The sequence below is a fragment of the Aestuariivirga sp. genome (genome assembly GCF_020252405.1).
Taxonomy (GTDB): Bacteria; Pseudomonadota; Alphaproteobacteria; order Rhizobiales; family Aestuariivirgaceae; genus Aestuariivirga.
On sequence record NZ_JADCDA010000096.1, the window covers coordinates 1 to 20,134 of the forward strand.

The window sequence follows — 20,134 nt, forward strand, 5'->3', positions numbered from 1 at the left end:
AAGGCCTGATTGGTGGTGCCGCCATCGACATGCATCTCGTCGAACGTCTTTCCGTCGGCCACCACCTTGATCTTGACCGGCGGGAACAGGCCCGGAATGGAGGAGGAGGCGACCAGAATGTCCTGGATCAGCTGTTTGCGGTCCGGCTCGCCGCTTGCCGCGATGGCGCCGATATCCCACACCACGGGCCGCCCGGCATCGAGGTTGGTGGTGCCGATGAGCAGCTTGCGGCCGCGGCCGTTCTGCACGGCGATGTCAGCCACCATCCGGTCGGTCACATAGCGCGCCACCAATTGCCGGAGCGGCGTGTTGTCGGCGGCGGCGCTTGACCGAAGGGCGCTCAGCACCGGCTTGCGGCGGAACACGTCTCGCCCCGAGATCTGGGTATAGGCCTCGGTCAGCAGTTTGTCATAAGGCGGCCCGAGATAGGCGAAGGGCGCTGTCAGCGACCCCGTCGAAATGCCGGTGACGATGGTGAACTCCGGCCGGGTTCCGGCCTCGGTCCAGCCGGTGAGCAGCCCCGCCCCGAAGGCGCCGTTGCTGCCGCCGCCCGACAGCGCCAGGAAATTGCGCTCCGTTGGCGACAGGCCGGCGGCCTTCTGCCGGGCGATAACCTCATTCATCACGGTGGTGCTCAGGCCCTCGCCATTGTCGCCCCAGAAGCGGATGTGGCTATAGCCTGGAACGACCGTGCGACCGGTCAGCGGCTCCGGCACCGGGCTGCGCAGCGATTCGACCGTGGGACCGGCACAGGCCACCAGTACGAGGCCCACAAGGGCCAGCAGAAACCGCTTCAAGAATTGGCCATCGAATCTGGCGGCGCGGGATTGCGTTGCCGCCTCAGAAATTGACCACCAGCGCGGCAAGGGGCCCCTGCTCAACCACATCATACACAAAGCCATCGTTACTATAGTCGACGCTCACGGCGCGATAGCCCGCAAACATCGAGAAATTGTCGGTGAAGGCATAGCCCGCGCCACCCATCAGGTCCCACATCAGTTCGGAGCCGGCGCCGAAGCCGCCGATCATCGCCCAGCTGGCAACATAGACATTGGGCAACACATCGGCGCGCAGCTTGGCGCCAACGAGCGGATCGACCCAGGTTGCGCCGTCGCTCCAGGAACTGCCGCCGAGAGCGCCGCCATTGGCGTCAAATTCATTGTCGACGGACCAGAGACGCGCACCGGCGATCAGGTCGAGACGGGCTACGTCGGTGTCATAGACCGCATAGCCCGCAACGCCGGTGAGCATCAGGCTGGTGTTGGCGACGTCGATATTATCGGCCAGCACGCCGCGCGGCGTGTTCACCGTCTCGCTGACATTGGTGTAGGTCGCGTCGACGCCAATCATGAAGCGGCCGTTGCGCGCTTCCGCAAGGCCCATGAAGGCGAAGTCCAGGCTTTGGACGAGGTCGCTGAAGGGCAGGTCGATTTCCTGCGCCGGCAGACCGAAGACCCCGACATCGCCATTGAGGCCAGCCGCCCAGCCATAGAGGGCAGCCGAGAATTTCCAATCGCTGGTGTCCGGCACGGGAGCAATGTCAGCGGCATGGGCGGCGACCGGCATGACAATGGACAACGCCGCGGCGGCGGCAAGAGCTTTCAGCGACTTCAAGACCATGTGTTACTCCCGCAATGGAAAGACATATACACCACCCAGCGCCACGGAAAAGTGAATCTGGCGACAATTGGGCGATCGACCGCCGTATTGCCGCGAGATGACGCATAGCTGCAACAACTTGGAAATGCACGGTCGCGACACCACATCTGATGCTTGATGCCAGAACATGCCAGTCTGGCGATTATTCCGGACAGGAGCAAACAATGTACACCCGACTGATCCCGACGATCCTCGCCGCAGCCTTCCTTACCGCGCTGCCGCTTGAAGCCGCCTTGGCACGCGGAGGCGACAGGGGCGGCGGAGGCGGTTTTGGCGGGAGCACCGGCCACACTGACGGCGGCCGCGGCAATGTCAGCTATGGCCGCCCGCAGAACACATCCAACCAGCAGCTGTTCGACCGGGCTCGCAAGGACTGCAGCGGCGCGAGATACCCCTCCGGCGCAACACCGCGGATCGATTACGACGCCGGCACCTATTCCTGCTTCGAGCCCGGCAGCACCCGGCGCTGAGCCTCTTTCACTAAGGCGTGAAGGCCCCCTGGGCTGACAGGCTGACACCCCGCGCCCGCCACCTTCGACAGGCCACTTGTCCCGCGATGCGCGCGTCCACGGCCCTGCACAGCTCCGGCATGGGCGCGGCACGGACCATCGCCTTCTCTCGCTCGCCGGTGCAGCGGCAGAGCACGCCGCGCAGGCCCGGCGCCGATCCGGCGCGCGAAATCGAATTGCGAAGACCGCGCCTTCACCCTAACCTCAAGCCGCGGGTTGGAGACCAGCGGAGCAGGCTCTTGGAACGGCGCGTCACGACCATTCTTCCCGGCGATACCGCGGGTTGCCCGCGCCTGATGGAGCGGGACGGGGCGGGCGCGCCGGCCGCGGCGACCGGCGGATTGAAGATGATGAAGCGCGGCTCCGTCCGGCCCACCGGCATGCACTCCCAGCAGGAATTCATCCCGCATGACAGCGGCCCGGACGTGCTGCGCGGCCATCCGCGCCTTGCCGCGATCCTGAAGACACCCGGAGACTGCGAATGACCGATTTCGGCCCGGCGGCGGACCTGCTGCTGAACAACTGGGCCGGGACGGCCCGCATTGCCGAACTGCCCGAGAGCATGCGGCCCCGGACGCGCGCCGAGGGCTATGAGGCCGCCGCGGCGGTGGCGGCGCGAAGCGGCAGCGCCGTGGCCGGCTGGAAAATCGCCGCCACCAGCGAGGCCGGGCAGAAGCACATCAACGTCGACGGGCCCATCGCCGGGCGCATCCTGAAGAGCAGGCTGCTGCCTCCAGGATCAACCGTCACGCTGGGCGGCAACATCATGCGCGTGGCGGAGGCCGAATTCGCCTTCGGCTTCGCGAAGGACATGCCGCCGCGTGCCGAGCCCTACCGCCAGGACGAGGCGCTGGATGCGGTTGACGCGCTGTATCTTTCGATCGAGGTGCCGGACAGCCGCTATATGGACTTCACCAGGGTGGGCGCGGCCCAGCTCATCGCCGACACGGCTTGTGCCTCCTGGCTGGTGCTTGGCCCCGCGGCCGGCAGGCCGTGGCGGGAGCTGGACCTTTCGGCCCATGCCGTGACAGGGCTCATCAACGGCGCGGTGAAGGCAAGGGGAACGGGCAAGGCCGTGCTGGGCGACCCGCGGACGGCGCTCACCTGGTTCCTCAACGAGGCGGCCACCTATTGCGGGGGCGTGAAAGCCGGGCAGTTCGTCACCACGGGCACCTGCATCGTGCCGATGGCCGTGGCGCCGGGCGATGAAGTGACCGTCGATTATGGCGTGCTCGGCGCCATCTCCTGCACGATCGTGTGATGCGGATGATGCGGCCCAGCCCGCTGACACGCGAGGCCTTCCGGCCCTTCGGCGAAGTGATCGAGATGGACGGCTCCGCCCATTTCACCATCAACCAGGGCTTCACCGAGCGCTTCAACGATTTGGCTCCCGTCGATGTGAGCATGGAAGGCGGCGGCCCCAATGTCAGCCTCTTCCTTGGCCAGCCGCGTCCAGCCCCCATCAGGATCACGCTCATGGAGCGCCACCCGCTGGGAAGCCAGGCCTTCATTCCGCTGCAGGACCGGCCGTGGCTGGTGCTGGTGGCGGAGAGCGTGCATGATTTCGCCAGCTACCGCGCCTTCACCTGCTCGGGCCTTCAGGGCGTCAACTATGCGCGCAACGTCTGGCACCACCCGCTGCTGGTGCTGGACGCGGACAGCCGCTTCCTCATCATCGACCGCAAGGGGCCGGGGAACAATCTGGAAGAGGCGTGGTTCGAGGACACTCCCCTTCACATCATTCATCCCTAAAGAGCAGGTTTCGGTTCAGTGGAATCGAATCCTGCTCTGTCTCTTCGTTTGGTCGCATTTTCGACGGTCAACCGGTGTCCACTTGACCTGAAAATGCTCTGTCTCTTCGTTTGGTCGCATTTTCGACGGTCAACCGGTGTCCACTTGACCTGAAAATGCTCCGGAGCCGTTGCCCAGGCGAAAGCCGCGGCCCGGCTTTCCCACCGCACATGCCGACCCGGAGCGGGGCCCTCGCTTTCGCCGGGATGGGTGCATTGAAGGAGGGCCTCACGCCCTCCCGTGCACCTTGCGGCCCTTCACATAGGTCGCCTTCACGGCGCGGTCATCGCCGAGGATCATCAGCGAGAACAGCACGTCCTCGAGCGAGGATGAAAGCGCGTGACGGCTGGCCAGCACCGGTGTCGCCTGCGGATCCAGCACCACAATGTCGGCGAACTTGCCCTGCTCCAGCGCACCCGTCTCATGCGCGATCTTCAGCCGCCCGGCGTTGCCGCGCGTGGCCATGTGGAAAAGCCCCAGCGCGGAGGGCTTGTAGCCATTGAGCATCTGCACCTTGTAGGCCTCGCCCAGTGTGGCCAGCATGGAATAGCTGACGCCGCCGCCCACGTCAGTGGCGACGCCGAGATGCACGGGCCTGCCCCTCTCGGAAAGCCGCGGCATGGACATGAGGCCCGAGCCGAGGAACGTGTTGGAGGTGGGGCAATGCACCACCGTGGACCCTGACTCCGAGAGCCGCCCGCATTCGCGTTCGGAAAGGTGGATGCCATGGGCGAACAGGCTGCGTTCGCCCAGCAGGCCGAAGCGGTCATAGACGTCGGTATAGTCCTTCGACCACGGGAACAACTCCTTGACGAAGGCGATCTCGCGCGGGCTCTCGGACAGATGCGTCTGCATCAGCGCGCCGGGGAGAGAGGCGAGCAATTCGCCGGAGACCTTCAGCTGCGCATCCGATGAGGTGATGGCGAAGCGCGGCGTCACGGCATAGCGCAGGCGGTCCCTGCCGTGCCACTTTTCATAGAGCGCCACGGTCTCGCGGGCACCCGTCTCCGGCGTGTCTTCCACCGCGGGGATGGCGTTGCGGTCCATCATGGTCTTGCCGGTGACGAGCGCCATTCCGGCATCCTGCGCCGCGGCAAAGAGCGCGTCGGCGCAGGTCTTGTGCACCGAGCAGAAGGCCAGCGCCGAGGTGGTGCCGTGGGCGAAGAGACGCTGCAGGAAGATCTTCGCCGCGGCCTGCGCATGGGCGGCATCGGCGTAGCGGCTTTCTTCCGGGAATGTGAAGCGGGTGAGCCAGTCGAGCAGGTCTTTCCCCGGCGCGGCCAGCATGCGGTATTGCGGGAAATGGATATGGGCATCGATGAAGCCCGGCATGACGATCATCTCGCCGTAATCATCGGCCTCCGCCTGGGCGAAGCCCCGCGGCAAAAGCGCCCGCGGACCGGCCCAGAGGATGGCCCCGTCATCGCCCACGGCCACGGCCCCCTTGCTCTCGTGCACCGCCTCGCCATCCGCCGCGAAGCTCAGCGTCTGGCCCTTGATGACGCGCGTCATGGCGAGACCCTGTCCTCCAGCCGAAAGCGCAGGATGCGGCAGACCTGCTGAAGCGCCGTTTCGAACTCCGCCTCCCGCCCATTGCCGATGCGCGCCGCAAAGCTCTCGAGGATCATGTGCCTGGTGGCGCCTCTGACCGCGAAGATGAAGGGAAAACCGAAGCGCTGCCTGTAGCGGGTGTTGAGATCGGTGAAGTGGGCGAACTCCCCGGCGGTCAGCGTGTCGAGCCCGGCGCCTGCCTGCTCCTTGGTCGAGTCATCGGTGAGCCTCGCCTTGCCCGCGAGGTCCGGGTGGGCGCGCAGAAGGGCCAGCTGCGCGTCGCGGTTGGCGGCGCGGACGGCGGTTTCGAAATGCGCCACCAACGCCTCGCGGCTGGCGAAAGGGCGCGCGGCATCCGCCTCGCGCGCCACCCAGGGGGAATGCTCGGCCACGCCGCCGAAGGCTTCGATGAAGGCCTTCGGGCTCATGGCATTGATGTCAGCGATGCTCATCATTGCCTGGCGATCCATGTTCCGAGCTTGGCGCGTTCCTCGTCGGTGATGCCGGTGCGGTTGGCGAGCGGCATGGCCTTGTTGGCGACCGCCTGCACCCAAACCTGCGCCGAATAGCGCTTGAGCTGTTCCAGCGTCTCCAGATGAACGCCCTTGGGCGCCACCTTGATGGTGGCATCGGTCGGGTATTCCGCATGGCAGGCGGCGCAGCGTGTCCGGACAATGGACAGGGCCTCGGCATCGGGCACCTCGCCCGGGAACAGCACGAGCTTCGAGGGCTGGGTGACGATCAGGCCGATGGCAAGCGCCGCGCCGATCAGCGGCAGCGTCCAGGCGATGTCGGCATGGGCGTCGCCCACCTCGGTGCGGACCAGGAAGTGCCGCGCAAGGCCGCCGGCCAGGATGATGAGCCCGGCCAGCAGCCAGGCATGCTTGCTGTCGGTGATCATGGGGAAATGGTTCGACACCATCATCGCCAGCACGGGCAGCGTCAGGTAGGTGTTGTGCAGCGAGCGCTGCTTGCCCGTGGCGCCGAGACGCGGATCGGGCGTCTCGCCCTTAAGCAGCGCCGCGGTGATCCTGCGCTGGTTGGGGATGATCACCATGAACACATTGGCCGCCATGATTGTGCCGATCAGCGCGCCGATATGGATGAAGGCGCCCCGGCCCGAGAACATGTGGGTATAGCCATAGGCGAAGGCCAGCAGCATGACGAAGAGGACAGTGGCCAGGAGACCGGTGCTGCTCCCGAGCGGCGGCTTGCAGAGCGCCGTATAGAGCACCCAGCCGAGCGCGAGGCTTGCCACAGAGAGGCCGATGGCCTGCCATGGGTCTAGCGGCAGCACGTTGGGGTCGATCAGGTAGCTGTCCGCCTGCAGGTAGTAGAGCACCACGAGCAGCAGAAAGCCGGTGACCCAGGTGAGATAGGCCTCCCACTTGAACCAGATGAGGTCCTTCGGCAGCGTCTCGGGCGCGGTGAGATATTTGCGCACGCGGTAGAAGCCGCCGCCATGCACTTCCCACACTTCACCGCCGACACCGGCGGGCATGCCCGGTTCCTTCCGGAGCGAGAAATCCAGCGCCACGAAATAGAAGGAGGCGCCGATCCAGGCGGTGCCGGCGATGATGTGGCCCCAGCGGATAAACAGGTTGGCCCAGTCGAGCGAGAAGAGCGGCGAGGATGACAAGAGCCACGCCCCGCCCAGCGAGAGGAAGATGACCGGCAGCGTCCAGGCGGTTTTCGACAGCGGATCGCCCACCTCGTGACGCACCAGAAAGTGGCGCAGCGCCGCGCCGCCGGTGAAGATGAGGCCCACCAGCAGCCAGGCCTGCGGCGCATCGGTGAGCATGGCGAAATGGTTCGACACCATCATCAGCAGCACGGGCAGCGTGAGATAGGTGTTGTGCAGCGAGCGCTGCTTGCCGGTTGCGCCCAGCCGCGGATCGGGCGCCTCGCCCCTGATAAGGGCGCGGGTGATCTTGCGCTGATTGGGGATGATCACCATGAAGACATTGGCCGCCATGATTGTGCCGGTGATCACGCCGACATGAATGAAGGCGCCGCGGCCCGAAAAGACATGCGTGAAGAGACAGGCGAAGCCAAGGATCAGCGCGAAGACGCAGGCCGCGAGCAATCCGGTCTTCTGCCCGATCGGCGAGCGGCACAGCCCGTCATAGGCCGCCCAGCCCGCGACGATGGAGACGAGCGAGATGATGATGGCCTGCCAAGGCGCAAGATTGGCCACGGCCGGATCGATGAGATTGGCTCTGGCGTTGACGTAATAGACCACCGCCAGCAGGAAGAAGCCGGTGACCCAGGTGAGATAGGCCTCCCACTTGAACCAGGTGAGGTGTTCGGGAAGGCGCGGCGGCGCCGAGAGATATTTCTGCACGTGGTAGAAGCCGCCGCCGTGCACCTCCCACGCCTCGCCGCGGACGCCCGGCGGCAGGCCATCGCGCGTCTTCAGCGAGAAGTCGAGCGCCACGAAATAGAAGGACGTGCCGATCCACGCGATGCCGGCGACCATGTGGCCCCAGCGGATCACGAAGTTCAGCCAGTCGGCGATGAAGGGCTCCAAGGCACGCTCCGCATGAATACGCCCGCCGGGGATTGCTCCCGCGGCAGGCGCCGGTTTGTGGTCCGCGCTTACTGCGGCAGCTTGTCGTCGACGCCCTTGATGTAATAGTTCATGCTGAGCAGCTCGCCATCGGGAAGCGGCTTGCCGGCCTCGCCCACGGTGGTTCCGTCCTGCTTGGTGATCGGGCCCATAAAGGGATGGAACGTGCCGGACTTGATCCTGGCGACCGTGTCCTCGGCTATCTTCCTCACGTCGTCGGGCATGTTGGTGAAGGGCGAAAGGACGACCATGCCGTCCTTCATGCCGCCCCACGTGTCGTCCGGCTTCCACGTGCCGTCCAGCACCGCCTGAACGCGCGCGATGTAATAGGGGTCCCAGTCATCGGTGTTGGCGGTGAGCTGGGCCTTGGGCGCGAACCTGATCATGTCCGAAGACTGGCCGAAGCCGAGCTTGCCGGCCTTCTCGGCCTCCTGAAGGGGCGCTGTCGAGTCCGTGTGCTGGACGAGGATGTCCGCGCCCTGGCCGAGCAGAACCTTGGCGGCGTCCGCTTCCTTGCCCGGATCATACCAGGAGTTGACCCAGACGATCTTGACCTTGAAATCCGGGTTCACCGACTGGGCGCCGAGCATGAAGGAATTGATGCCCATGACGACCTCGGGGATCGGGAAGGACACGATGTAGCCCGCGGTGCCCGTCTTCGACATCTTGGCGGCGATCTGGCCCATCACGTAGCGGCCTTCGTAGAAGCGGGCGTTGTAGATGCCGACGTTGTCGGCCTTCTTGTAGCCCGTCGCGTGTTCGAACTTCACATCCGGGTACTTGGCCGCAACCTTGATGGTCGGGTCCATGAAGCCAAAGGAAGTGGTGAAGATGATCTTGCAGCCTTCGCGCGCGAAGCGCTCGATGGCGCGCTCGGCGTCGGGGCCTTCCGCCACGTTCTCGAGGAAGGCGGTCTCGACCTTGTCGCCCAGCGCCTTCTCGACCGCCTTGCGGCCCTGGTCATGCTGGTAGGAATAGCCGAAGTCGCCGACGGGGCCCACATAGACCCAGCAGGCCTTCAGCTTGCCGGCTGCCTGCGCGGAGGAAGCCGAGACGCCGAGCGCCAGGGCCGCCGCCATTGCCATCCATTTCTTCATTCTCGTTTGCTCCTTTTTCATAACCATTTCCCTGCAGCCGTTATTCTGTTCGCTTGCGGCGCCGGCTGCAGGCCGTCGTCAAGCTTCTCAAGGGCCTACCGGTCAGGCACAAAAGGCTGGCCGAGGCAGGCCGGCGTATTGGCCCGCATCAGGGCCCGGTTCCGCGATATGAGGACCAGAACCATGACGGTCACCACATAGGGAAGAGCCGAGAGTAGCTGGGACGGGATGCCGATGCCATATGCCTGCAGCGAAAATCCCATCACCGTAATGGCGCCGAAAAGATAAGCCCCCACCACAATGCGCCAGGGGAGCCAGGAGGAGAAGACCACCAGCGCCAGCGCGATCCAGCCGCGGCCCGCCGTCATGTTCTCCACCCATTGCGGCGTATAGGCGAGCGAGAGATAGCCGCCGGCGAGGCCCGAGCAGGCGCCGCCGAACATCACGCAGAGATAGCGCACGCCCACCACCGAATAACCCAGCGCGTGGGCCGACTGATGGCTGTCCCCCACCGCCCGGATGACAAGCCCGGTCCTGGTGCGGAACAGCATATAGGATACGGCCGCCACGATGACGAGCGAGAGATAAACCAGGAAGTCCTGCCCGAAGAGGATGGGGCCGATGAAGGGAATGCCGGAGAGGCCGGGGATGGAGAGCCTTTCGAGATGCACGCCGGGCTGGCCCACGAAAGCCTCGCCCATCAGCCCCGAAACGCCAAGGCCCAGCAGCGTGAGCGCCAGGCCGGTGGCCACCTGGTTCGCCACCATGGTGAGGGTGAGGAAGCCGAAGAGCAGCGACAGCAACGCGCCGGCCACCAGAGCGGCGAGCACGCCCGCATAGGGATTGCCCGTCATCAGCGCCGCGCCGAAGCCCGAGACGGCGCCAACCGCCATCATGCCCTCGACGCCGAGGTTGAGGACGCCCGAGCGCTCCACCACCAGCTCGCCGATGGCGGCGAGCAGCAGCGGCGTGGAGGCCGTGATGATGGTGAGGATGACGGAGAGAACCTGGTCGTTCATGCCTCGGCCTCCGCCAGCCGCGGCCTGCGCCCGATGAACTTCAACCGGTGGAGAATGAGCGAGTCGCAGGCGAGAATGTAGAACAGCAGGATGCCCTGGAAGACGCGCGCCGTCTTGTCCGAGATGCCGAGCGCCACCTGCGCCGATTCGCCGCCGAGATAGCTGATGGCCAGCGCGAAGGCCGCAACCAGCGCGCCGATGGGGTTGAGCCGGCCGAGGAAGGCCACGATGATGGCCGTGAAGCCATAGCCCGGCGAAATGCCGGGCTGCAGCTGGCCGACCGTGCTCATCACCTCGCAGATGCCGGCGAGGCCCGCGAGGCCGCCGGAGAGGAGGAAGCAGAACCACACGGTCTTTTCCCGCGGGAAGCCGGAGAAGCGCCCGGCGCGCGGGGCGATGCCCTGGACCCGCAGTTCATAGCCCTTCAGCGTGCGGCCCATCATGAAGGCCAGCGCCACCGCCGCGGCCACGGCGAAGATGGCGCCGAGATTGATGTAGATGGGGCCGATGGACGGCGGCAGCACCTGGAACTGCGGCAGCAGCTGCCAGTCGGTGAAGGCGATGGTCTTGGGAAAATTGTAGCCCTTGGGATCGCGCCAGGGCCCGCGCACCAGCCAGTCGAGCATCAGCTGGATCAAATAGACCAGCATCAGGCTCGTCAGGATTTCGTTGGCGCCGAAGCGGTTCTTGAGGAAGGCGGGGATCGAGGCCCAGGCCATGCCGCCGGCAATGCCCAGCGCCAGCATCAGGACGAGGGTGAGCGGCGACTGGAACTCGGGGAAGAACACCGGGACCGCCGAGCCGAGAATGGCGCCCGCCGTGAGCTGGCCCTCGGCGCCGATGTTCCAGACATTGGCCATGTAGGAGACGGCAAGCCCCGCGCCGATCATGGCGAGCGGTGTTGCCTTGACGATCAGCTGCTCGACCGACCAGGACGTGGTGAGCGGTTCGGCGAAGAAGACGTAAAGCGCCGAGAATGGGTTCAGGCCGCGCAGCGCGAAGATGATGCCGCCGGTGATGAGCGTGAGCGCAATGGCGATGAGGGGCGACAGGATCGCCATGCGCCCCGATGCCCCTGCCCGCTTTTCAAGCACGAGCCGCATGGGCCGTCTCCTTGCCTGACGTCTGCCTGATCTCATGCGCACCGGCCATGAGCAGGCCGATCTTTTCCGACGTGAGGCCGGAGGCGGGATAGGCTTCCGACAATTCTCCGCGCGAGATGACGGCGATGCGGTCGGCAATCTCGAAGATCTCGTCCAGGTCCTGGCTGATGACCAGCACGGCGGAGCCTTGCCGCGCGAGGTCCACGATGGCCTGGCGGATGGTGGCGGAGGCTCCGGCATCGACACCCCAGGTCGGCTGATTGATGACCAGCACGCCGGGCCTGCGGTCCAGCTCGCGGCCGACCACGAATTTCTGCAGATTGCCGCCCGAGAGGGACCGCGCCTCGGGGTCGGGCTTGCCCTTGCGCACGTCGAAGTCCCTGACGATGCGCTCGCTGACGCCCGCGGCGCCACCGCTGCTCACCAGGCCGGACCTGACCAGCGCCGCGTCAGACGAATGCCGCGTCAGAACGACGTTCTGCGAGAGGGTGAAGGCCGGAACCGCGCCGTGGCCCAGCCGCTCCTCCGGCACGAAGGCAGCACCGGCATTGCGCCGCGTGTTGACGCCGTCATGGCCCATCGGCTTGCCGTCGATGACCAGCATGGCGGCCTGGGCCAGAGAGCGTTCGCCCGACACGGCATCGAAGAGTTCCTGCTGGCCATTGCCCGCCACACCGGCGATGGCCACCACCTCGCCCGCCCTCACCTCGAGCGAGATGTTCCTGAGTTCCACCGCGAAGGGCCCGTCGGCTGGCAGCCGCAAGCGATCGAGTTTGAGGCGGGCGGCGCCGCGCCGGTCCTCCCGCGCGCTCTTCACCACATGAATGTCGCCGCCCACCATCAGCCTGGCGAGGCTCGCCGCGGTTTCTCTTCCGGGGTCGACATTGGCCACCACCTTGCCATGGCGCAGGATCGTCACGTTGTGGCACAGGCGCTTCACCTCCTCGAGGCGATGGCTGATATAGATGACGGCGCACCCCTCGGAGGCGAGCCGCTGCAGCGTGATGAAAAGCTGGTCCGCCTCCTGCGGCGTGAGCACGGCGGTGGGCTCGTCCATGATGAGAAGCTTCGGCTCCTGCAGCAGGCAGCGGACGATCTCGATCCGCTGGCGCTCGCCCACCGAAAGGTCGGCGACGACGGCGGAAGGCTCCAGCGGCAGGCCATAGTCGCGCGACACGCGCGCGATGCGCCCGGAGAGTTTCCTCATGTCGAAGGCGCCCGGCATGGCGAGCGCGATGTTCTCCGCCACCGTCAGCGCCTCGAACAGCGAGAAGTGCTGGAACACCATGCCGACACCGAGCTTGCGCGCCGCGGCGGGGCTGGGGATGGTCACCGTCTTGCCCATCCAGCGGAATTCGCCGGAGGTGGGCTGCAGCGCGCCATAGATCATTTTCACCAGGGTGGACTTGCCCGCCCCGTTCTCGCCGAGGAAGGCGTGAATCTCGCCCGGCTTCACCTTGAGAGTCACGTCGTCATTGGCCTTCAGCGATCCGAAGACCTTGGTGACGTGGAGTGCCTCGAGCAGGTAGTCCATTGATCAGCCGACGTTCCTGACACTCAGCATGCCGTGGGTTGCGGAGGCTGACAATGCCTCATCGAGGGTTATGAGCTGTGCCGCAACCGAGACCGCAATCGCCGCCGGCAGCTTGGACCTGATGCCGCCGATGCCGATGGGGCAGATCATCGCCTCCACCCGCGACTTATCCACACCCGCATCCCTCAGCCGTCGCTCGAAGCGGGCCCGCTTGGTGGCGCTGCCGATGACGCCGGCATGGGCGATGCTGGCGTTGCGCAGGGCCGCATCGGCAATCCGGAGATCGAGCGCGTGGGAATGGCTCATGATGAAGGCGAGGCTGCCGGCCGGGGCTGCCGCAACGGTGTCCAGCGGGTCGCCGGAGACGCCCGTCACGTTCTGCGGCATGGCCCCGGGGAAGGCCTCCGGGCGGGGGTCCGCCCAGGTGACGTCAAATGGCAAGGCGGCAAGCGACAGGATAAGCGCACGGCCCACATGGCCCGCGCCGAAGACCAGCACGGCGCGGCGGCGCTCGCCGAAACATTCCACAAGGCCGGGAAGCCGGTTGGCGAGGGTGAAGGGACCCTCCGCCTCGCGCGCCGCCAGCGCGCAGGCCTCCGGCAGGGACGACACCCCGAAGCTCTCGATGGCCAGCGTCACCCGACCGCCGCAGCACTGGCCGAGGCCGGGTCCCAGAGACTGGGTGAGCATCTTCACCTGGCGCGGATGACCCAGCAGGCGCTGCGCCTCCGCCAGCGCCTTCCACTCCAGCGTGCCGCCGCCGATGGTGCCGTGAAAGCCCGCGCGGGTGACGACCATGCGGGCCCCCTCCTCGCGCGGCACGGAGCCTTCGGCGCGCACGACGGAGACCAGCGCGCAGGCGCCCTCCGTCTCCAGCAGGCGCGCGATCAGGCTCCACACCTTCATGCGGTCATCCCTTTCACCGCGCGAAGGATGGCCTCCGGGGTCGCCGGCGCATCGAGCCGCGGGACAGCGCCCGGCTTCAGGCTGGCGACGGCGTCGAAGATCGCCGTCCAGACGGAAATGCCCAGCATCAGCGGCGGTTCGCCCACCGCCTTGGAGCGGTGGATCGTATCCTCCCTGTTGCCGGGGCTCTCGAACAGCTTGACGCGGAAGTCGGCCGGCACGTCGGAGGCGCAAGGGATCTTGTAGGTCGAAGGCGCATGGGTGCGCAGCCGGCCCTGATCGTCGAACACCAGTTCCTCGGTGGTGAGCCAGCCCATGCCCTGCACGAAGCCACCCTCCACCTGGCCGATGTCGAGGCCCGGGTTCAGCGAACGACCGGCGTCATGCAGGATGTCCACGCGCTCGACCTTCAGCTCACCGGTCAGCGTGTCGATGGTCACCTCCGAGCAGGCCGCGCCATAGGCGAAGTAGAAGAAGGGCCGGCCCTTGCCCCTGGCGCGGTCCCAGTGGATCTTGGGCGTGGCGTAGTAGCCGGTGGAGGACAGCGGGACGCGGGCGATGTGGGCCTGCCGCGCGAGCTCGCCGAAGGCAATGGCGCGATTGCCGATGAGCACCCGGCCATCCTCGAACCTGATGCGGCTCTTCGGCGCCTTCCACTGCCTGGCCGCAAAGTCGATGAGGCGGTTCTTGATGGTGGAGGCCGCCGCCCTGGCCGCCATGCCGTTGAGGTCCGCGCCCGAGGAGGCCGCGGTGGCCGAGGTGTTGGGCACCTTGCCCGTGGTCGTCGCGGTGATGCGCACGGCGGCGGCGGAAATGCCGAACTCCTCCGCCACCACCTGCGCCACCTTGGTGTAGAGGCCCTGCCCCATCTCGGTGCCGCCATGGTTCAGGTGCACCGAACCATCGGTGTAGACATGCACCAGCGCGCCCGCCTGGTTCAGGTGGGTGAGCGTGAAGGAGATGCCGAACTTCACCGGCGTGAGCGAGATGCCCTTCTTCAGCACCGGATTGCGCGCGTTGAACCGCGCAATCTTCAGGCGCCGCGCGCGATAGCCGGACGATTTTTCGAGCTCGGCGATGATGCCGGGCGCAATGTTGTCCGCGACCTTCATGCCATAGGGCGTGACGCTGCCCTTCACCCCATAGAGATTGGCCTTGCGCACGTCGAGCGGGTCCTGCCCCGTGCGGATGGCGATCACCTCCATCAGGCGCTCGGCAAACAGCATGCCCTGCGGGCCGCCGAAGCCGCGGAAAGCGGTGTTGGAGACGGTGTTGGTGCGCAGGCGCCGCGTGGCGATGCGGGCGGCGGGATAGAAATAGGCATTGTCCGCATGGAACATGGTGCGGTCGCAGATGGCGTTCGACAGGTCCGCCGAACAGCCGCAGCGGGCGAGGAAATCGACCTCGACCGCGCTTACGCGGCCCTTCGCATCGAAGCCGGCGCGGTAATCGACGCGGAAGTCATGGCGCTTGCCCGTCAGCATCATGTCCTCGTCACGGTCGAGGCGGCACTTGGCGGGGCGGCCGGTGAGGCGCGCGGCGAGCGCCGCGAGGCAGGCCCATTGCGCCGCCTGGCTTTCCTTGCCGCCGAAAGCGCCGCCCATGCGGCGGCATTCGACCGTCACGAGGGCCGCCGGAACATGCAGCATGTGGGCGACGATGTGCTGGACCTCGGAGGGATGCTGCGTCGAGCAATGCACCGTCACCGCGTCATGCTCCTCCGGCACGGCGAGGCTCGCCTGGCCTTCGAGATAGAAATGCTCCTGTCCGCCGATGCGGAAGCTTTCGGACACCGAATGCTTCGCGGCGGCGATGCGTTTCGCGGGGTCTCCGCGCAGGAACCGGTAGGGCTCTCCCACGTCAATCGTCTTCGCCGCCAGCGCATCCTCGACGGTGACGGCGGGCGTTTCCGCCGCGATCCCGATCCTGGCCAATCTCGCGGCGCGGCGGGCGGCCCCGCGCGTCGCGGCGACCACCGCGAAGATCACCTGGCCGTGGAACATGATGCGGCCATCGGCGAGGATCGGGTCGCCGCCGAACACCGGCGCGCAGTCGTTGAGGCCGGGCACATCCTTTGCGGTGAGCACGCGGATGACACCGGGCGCGGCAAGCACGGCGGAGAGATCGACCGTCGTGATCCTGCCCAGCGCGCCATCCCCCGCGAAACCGGGATAGACATGGACGAGGCCCTCGGGCTCGCGCAGGTCGTCGATGAAGGCGGCCGCCCCCTGCACATGCAGTTCCGCACTGTCATGGGCCAGCGTGCGGCCGACGGTTTTCGTCCCGATCATGCGGCGGCCGGCCATCACGCCACCGCCTTTCGGTCACCCAGCACACGCGTCGCGGATGTCCCCGCGACTTCCATCAGCGCTTTCCTCAGCAGCCCTTGCGCCACCTCGATGCGATAGGCGGCGGAGGCGCGCATGTCGGAGATGGGCTGAAAGTCCCTGGCCAGCGCCGCGATGGCAGCGTCCCAGGAGCCGGGCTGGTCGAGCGGGGTGCCCTGAAGGGCCGCTTCGGCGCAGGCACCGCGCCTGGGCGTGGCCGCCATGCCGCCGAAGGCGATGCGGGCGGAAGACACCTTGCGGCCATCCAGCGCGAACCTGAAGGCGGCCATGACGGCGGAAATATCCTGGTCGAAGCGCTTGGAAATCTTGTAGGCGCGGAAGGTCTCGTTGGCCCTGAGCTTCGGCACATCAATGCGCCAGACCAGTTCGCCGGGCTTGCGGTCCTGCTTGCCATAGGCGATGAAGAAGTCCTCGAGCGGCAGCGAACGCTCGCTGTCGCCATGGCGCAGCGTGAGCGTGGCGCCAAGTGCTATCAGCATCGGCGGCATGTCGCCGATGGGCGAGCCATTGGCGATGTTGCCGCCCACCGTGCCCGAGGCGCGCACCTGGGTGGAGCCGAGGCGGCGCAGCACCTCCGCGATGTCCGGATCGATGGCGGAGAGCGCCGGGGTGGCCTCCGCATAGGTGGCCGCCGCGCCGAGCGTGACCTGGGTCCTGGCCGCCTCCACCGCATGCAGTTCCTTCACGCCGCCGGTGAGGATGATCTTCGGCAGCGCGCGCATCTGCTTGGTGATCCACAACCCGACGTCCGTCGCGCCGGACACGATCGTGGCATCCGGGTGTTCCGCCGCGAGACGCGCCAGTGTTTCAGGCATCGCGGGGCGCGCAATGAAGCTCTCGGGCGTGCCGACGAAGACATCGCTGCGGTCATCCAGTGCCGCCAGTTGCTTCGCCGCCTGCTTGGCCTCCCTGGCCCAGCGGTCAACCGGCGTTCCGCCGCAGGCGGCGAGGCCGGCGTCGATAATCGGACGATAGCCGGTGCAGCGGCAGAGGTTGCCGGCGATGTGAGTGGCGATCTCGTCCCGCGTCGGCGCTCCGCCTTGGCTGTAGAGGGTGAACAGCGACATGACGAAGCCCGGCGTGCAGAAACCGCATTGCGAGCCATGGGTATCGACGAGGGCCTGCTGCACGGGATGCAGCACGCCGCCATCGGCAAGGTCGTCAACGGTGACCAGTTCCTTGCCGTCGAGCTGGCCGACCAGAAGGATGCAGGCGTTGACCGGCTCATAGACCAGCTTGCCGTTCCTGAGCGAGCCCAGCGCCACGGTGCAGGCGCCGCAGTCGCCCTCGTTGCAGCCTTCCTTGGCGCCGCGCGCGCGCTCCTCAAGGCGCAGGTAATCGAGCACCATGGCGTTGGGCGGCACGTGGAAAAGCTCCACGATCTGGCCCTTGCGCAGGAAGCGGATGGAGGCACGGGTGGTCACCTGGGATCAACTCCCTCTGTAGGTCGAATAGCCATAGGGCGAAAGCAGCAGCGGCACATGGTAATGCGCAGCCGGATCGGCGATGCCGAAGCGGATGGGAATCACGTCCAGAAAGGCCGGTTCCGGCAGCCTGGTTCCGCTGGCCCTGAGATAGGCCCCGGCGTGGAAGCGCAGCTCATATTGCCCGGCGGCGAACTCCGCACCCTCCAGAATGGGGCCGTCGGCGCGGCCGTCGGCATTGGTGTGGATGGTCTTGACCGGCGTGGCGTCGCCGAGGCGGAAAAGCTCGATCTTGAGGCCTGCCGCGGGCTTGCCGGAGGCGGTGTCCAAAACATGCGTCGTCAGGCGGCCCATGGTCGCTCCGTTGCCCCCCATCTTTCTGAGCTCAGGATCCGGATGTCCCGATTGGCCAAAAACCTATCATGCAGCGCGCGTTCGCAAAAGCAGAATAAAGGACACGGAGTGCGCGCATGATCCGCACGCTGAAGCATTTTCAGGTCATGCACCGTGATCTCAAGGAACGCCCCGGCCGTGGGACGCGCCTACCTGATCAGGATGCCGCGGAAGTCGTTGACGTTGGTGTGGGTCGGGCCGGTGATCACCTGGTCGCCCAGGCGCTCGAACAGCGTGTGGGCGTCGTTGTTCTCGAGAAAACCCATGGGATCAAGCCCCAGCGCACGCGCGCGCGCAAGGCTGGCGGGATCGATCACCGCACCGGCGATCGGCTCCATGCCGTCGATGCCGTCAGTGTCAGCGGCGAGCGCGGTGATGCGGGGGCATTCGCCCAGCGCGATGGCGAGGGCCAGCAGGAACTCCACATTGCGCCCGCCACGGCCCTTGCCGCGCACCGTGACGCCCGTCTCACCGCCCGACAGGAGCAGGCATGGCTTCCGGGCGGGGGCATCGCGGGCGGCGATTTCGAGCGCGATGGCGGCAAGCACCTTGGCCACCTCGCGCGCCTCACCCTCGATGCGGTCGCCCAAATAGAGCACGTTGAGGCCCTGTGCCTCGGCCCTGGTGCGCACGGCGCGGAAGGATTCATGCGGAGAGACAATGACGCGCGTCTCGGCACGGCGGCTCAGGATCGAGCGATCCCCGTCCGGCGCCTTCAGCCAGGCCTCGATGGATGGCGGCACCGGCACGCCATAACGCGCGAGGATGGCCCGCGCGTCCGTCTTGCGTGTCGGGTCCGGCACGGTGGGACCCGAACCGATGATCGCGGGATCGTCGCCCGGCACGTCGGAGAGCGCCAGTGTCCAGACCGCGGCCTCGCCAGCGGCGCGGGCAAGCCTTCCGCCCTTGACGGCGGAGACCTGCTTTCGCACGCAGTTGAGTTCCGCGATGTTGGCCCCGCATTCGAGCAATGCCTTCACCAGCCCGAATTTTTCCTGAATGGCGATGCCGGGCGCCGGCTTTGACATCAGCGCCGAGGCTCCGCCGGAGATGAGGGCGATGAGGAGATCGTCAGGGCCGAGTGTCGATGCCAGAGCCAGCGCCTGTTCGGCGGCGGCAAGGCTGGTCTCGTCCGGCACCGGGTGGCGGCCGTGGACCAGCTTCAGGCGCCTGAGGTCATGCGCGTAGCCGTGGGGCGCGATCACGAGGCCTTCGAGCGGGCCGTCCCAGTTGTCTTCAACGGCCATGGCCATGGGCACGGCGGCCTTGCCGACCGCGATGACCGCGGTGCGGCCCCTGGGCTTTTCGGGAAGGTTGCGGATCACCGCCCTCACCGGATTGGCGGCTTCCACCGCGGCGTCGAAGAGGCTCCGCAGGATTTTCCTGTCGTCAGTCACGCGAGGCAAGCTCCCTGGCTCATGGCCTCTTGCTCATGGCCTCTTGCGCCATGCCAGGGAGATGCACAAGCCTCCGACCGGATCAGCGGGCGACCAGCACGCTGCAATGGGCGCGGCCCGCCACATCGGCGGCGACGGAACCGAGCACGAGGCGCGAGACGCCGCGCTTGTCGCCGGTGCCGACGACGATCTGGTCATAGCCGTTTTCTTCCGCGTACTGAACGATGGCCGAAGCGGCCTCGCGGCTCCGCAGCGCCAGTTCATCGACATTGGCGGCGCCATGCTTCCTGGCGGCGGCGGCGGCGTCGTCGAGGATCTTCTTCACCTGATCGTCTTCCAGGCTGTAGATCAGCGGTCCGCGGCTGCCGCCGTTGGCCACGTTCACCACGCAGATCGACAGGTGGGCACCCAGTTTCCCGGCCAGTTCCGCGGCCAGTTCCACGGCATGCGCCGAATGTTGGGTGCCGTCGGTGGCGCACAGAATTTTCTTCATTTTCACTCCCTCCATCTCATCACGGCGTTTGGCTGCCGCGGATGATTACGGAGGATACTGCCGCCAAACCTTGATTTCGGTCAACAATTGGCCAGCCGCCGGAAAGCTAAAGCATTTTCAGGTCAAGTGGACACCGGTTGACCGTCGAAAATGCGACCAAACAAAGAGATGGAGCAGGTTTCGATTCCTCTGAACCGAAACCTGCTCTAGGAGCCTGTCTGGAAAACAGCCTAGACGGCGGGGATAGAATTTGATTCACTCGGGTTATGAGCAAGACATTTCGATCGTGGGAAGTAGATCAGGCGTGGCTTTTGCCGGCTTCGGTTCATGACTTTGTGCCG

General features: G+C 66.4%; 19 protein-coding genes. 4 read left to right on the forward strand and 15 right to left on the reverse strand.

All coding sequences use genetic code 11. The features are described from left to right. Nucleotides 1–797 (reverse strand): patatin-like phospholipase family protein (locus tag IOC69_RS13065; protein WP_290543996.1); only part of this gene is annotated, 797 nt, incomplete at its 3' end. A 43-nt stretch (nucleotides 798–840) separates the two neighbouring features. After that, nucleotides 841–1,620: a hypothetical protein gene (locus IOC69_RS13070; protein WP_290543997.1), complete on the reverse strand. Its 780-nt coding sequence runs from the start codon at nucleotides 1,618–1,620 to the stop codon at nucleotides 841–843. A gap of 203 nt (nucleotides 1,621–1,823) precedes the next feature. On the opposite strand from IOC69_RS13070, the gene IOC69_RS13075 reads away from it, so the two are divergent. From IOC69_RS13075 to IOC69_RS13090, 4 genes are all read left to right on the forward strand, one after another. Beyond that, entirely contained in the window at nucleotides 1,824–2,129 is a 306-nt protein-coding gene (locus IOC69_RS13075) for a hypothetical protein (RefSeq protein WP_290543998.1), read from the forward strand. 278 nt (nucleotides 2,130–2,407) lie between these two features. After that, nucleotides 2,408–2,653: a hypothetical protein gene (locus IOC69_RS13080; RefSeq protein WP_290543999.1), complete on the forward strand. Its 246-nt coding sequence runs from the start codon at nucleotides 2,408–2,410 to the stop codon at nucleotides 2,651–2,653. Next, nucleotides 2,650–3,429: a fumarylacetoacetate hydrolase family protein gene (locus IOC69_RS13085; protein ID WP_290544000.1), complete on the forward strand. Its 780-nt coding sequence runs from the start codon at nucleotides 2,650–2,652 to the stop codon at nucleotides 3,427–3,429. Before IOC69_RS13080 ends, IOC69_RS13085 begins: the two co-directional genes overlap by 4 nt. Then, entirely contained in the window at nucleotides 3,429–3,920 is a 492-nt protein-coding gene (locus IOC69_RS13090; protein ID WP_290544001.1) for an ureidoglycolate lyase, read from the forward strand. Before IOC69_RS13085 ends, IOC69_RS13090 begins: the two co-directional genes overlap by 1 nt. 267 nt (nucleotides 3,921–4,187) lie before the next feature. Here the strand turns inward: IOC69_RS13090 and guaD are convergent, their stop codons facing one another. From guaD to IOC69_RS13155, 13 genes are all read right to left on the reverse strand, one after another. Beyond that, on the reverse strand, nucleotides 4,188–5,471 hold the full coding sequence (gene guaD / locus IOC69_RS13095) for a guanine deaminase (protein ID WP_290544002.1): 1,284 nt from the start codon (nucleotides 5,469–5,471) through the stop codon (nucleotides 4,188–4,190). After that, nucleotides 5,468–5,965, reverse strand: coding sequence for a 2-oxo-4-hydroxy-4-carboxy-5-ureidoimidazoline decarboxylase (gene uraD, locus IOC69_RS13100; RefSeq protein WP_290544003.1), 498 nt, complete (start codon nucleotides 5,963–5,965; stop codon nucleotides 5,468–5,470). Before uraD ends, guaD begins: the two co-directional genes overlap by 4 nt. Further along, nucleotides 5,962–8,040 (reverse strand): urate hydroxylase PuuD, encoded by a 2,079-nt coding sequence (locus IOC69_RS13105; protein ID WP_290544004.1) that lies wholly within the window; start codon nucleotides 8,038–8,040, stop codon nucleotides 5,962–5,964. The genes uraD and IOC69_RS13105 overlap by 4 nt, the downstream gene beginning before the upstream one ends. 68 nt (nucleotides 8,041–8,108) lie before the next feature. Further along, nucleotides 8,109–9,176 (reverse strand): BMP family ABC transporter substrate-binding protein, encoded by a 1,068-nt coding sequence (locus IOC69_RS13110; protein WP_290544005.1) that lies wholly within the window; start codon nucleotides 9,174–9,176, stop codon nucleotides 8,109–8,111. A 95-nt stretch (nucleotides 9,177–9,271) separates the two neighbouring features. Further along, nucleotides 9,272–10,195 carry an ABC transporter permease gene (locus IOC69_RS13115; protein ID WP_290544006.1) on the reverse strand — a complete coding sequence of 308 codons (924 nt, stop codon included), beginning with the start codon at nucleotides 10,193–10,195 and terminating at the stop codon, nucleotides 9,272–9,274. Then, the gene (locus IOC69_RS13120; RefSeq protein ID WP_290544007.1) at nucleotides 10,192–11,298 is read right to left on the reverse strand and encodes an ABC transporter permease; all 1,107 of its coding nucleotides are present in this window, start codon (nucleotides 11,296–11,298) and stop codon (nucleotides 10,192–10,194) included. Before IOC69_RS13120 ends, IOC69_RS13115 begins: the two co-directional genes overlap by 4 nt. After that, nucleotides 11,282–12,832 carry an ABC transporter ATP-binding protein gene (locus IOC69_RS13125; protein ID WP_290544008.1) on the reverse strand — a complete coding sequence of 517 codons (1,551 nt, stop codon included), beginning with the start codon at nucleotides 12,830–12,832 and terminating at the stop codon, nucleotides 11,282–11,284. Before IOC69_RS13125 ends, IOC69_RS13120 begins: the two co-directional genes overlap by 17 nt. A 3-nt stretch (nucleotides 12,833–12,835) precedes the next feature. Beyond that, nucleotides 12,836–13,738 (reverse strand): xanthine dehydrogenase accessory protein XdhC, encoded by a 903-nt coding sequence (gene xdhC, locus IOC69_RS13130; protein WP_290544009.1) that lies wholly within the window; start codon nucleotides 13,736–13,738, stop codon nucleotides 12,836–12,838. Then, on the reverse strand, nucleotides 13,735–16,044 hold the full coding sequence (xdhB, locus tag IOC69_RS13135; RefSeq protein ID WP_290544010.1) for a xanthine dehydrogenase molybdopterin binding subunit: 2,310 nt from the start codon (nucleotides 16,042–16,044) through the stop codon (nucleotides 13,735–13,737). The genes xdhC and xdhB overlap by 4 nt, the downstream gene beginning before the upstream one ends. Continuing rightward, nucleotides 16,044–17,510, reverse strand: a complete 1,467-nt coding sequence (xdhA, locus tag IOC69_RS13140; protein ID WP_290544011.1) for a xanthine dehydrogenase small subunit — start codon at nucleotides 17,508–17,510, stop codon at nucleotides 16,044–16,046. Before xdhA ends, xdhB begins: the two co-directional genes overlap by 1 nt. Before the next feature lie 6 nt (nucleotides 17,511–17,516). Further along, nucleotides 17,517–17,864: a hydroxyisourate hydrolase gene (gene uraH, locus IOC69_RS13145; protein ID WP_290544012.1), complete on the reverse strand. Its 348-nt coding sequence runs from the start codon at nucleotides 17,862–17,864 to the stop codon at nucleotides 17,517–17,519. Between the two features lie 188 nt (nucleotides 17,865–18,052). Continuing rightward, entirely contained in the window at nucleotides 18,053–19,300 is a 1,248-nt protein-coding gene (locus IOC69_RS13150; RefSeq protein ID WP_290544013.1) for a glycerate kinase, read from the reverse strand. Nucleotides 19,301–19,382: 82 nt separating this feature from the next. After that, nucleotides 19,383–19,793: a universal stress protein gene (locus tag IOC69_RS13155; RefSeq protein WP_290544014.1), complete on the reverse strand. Its 411-nt coding sequence runs from the start codon at nucleotides 19,791–19,793 to the stop codon at nucleotides 19,383–19,385. Between the last annotated feature and the right edge of the window lie 341 nt (nucleotides 19,794–20,134).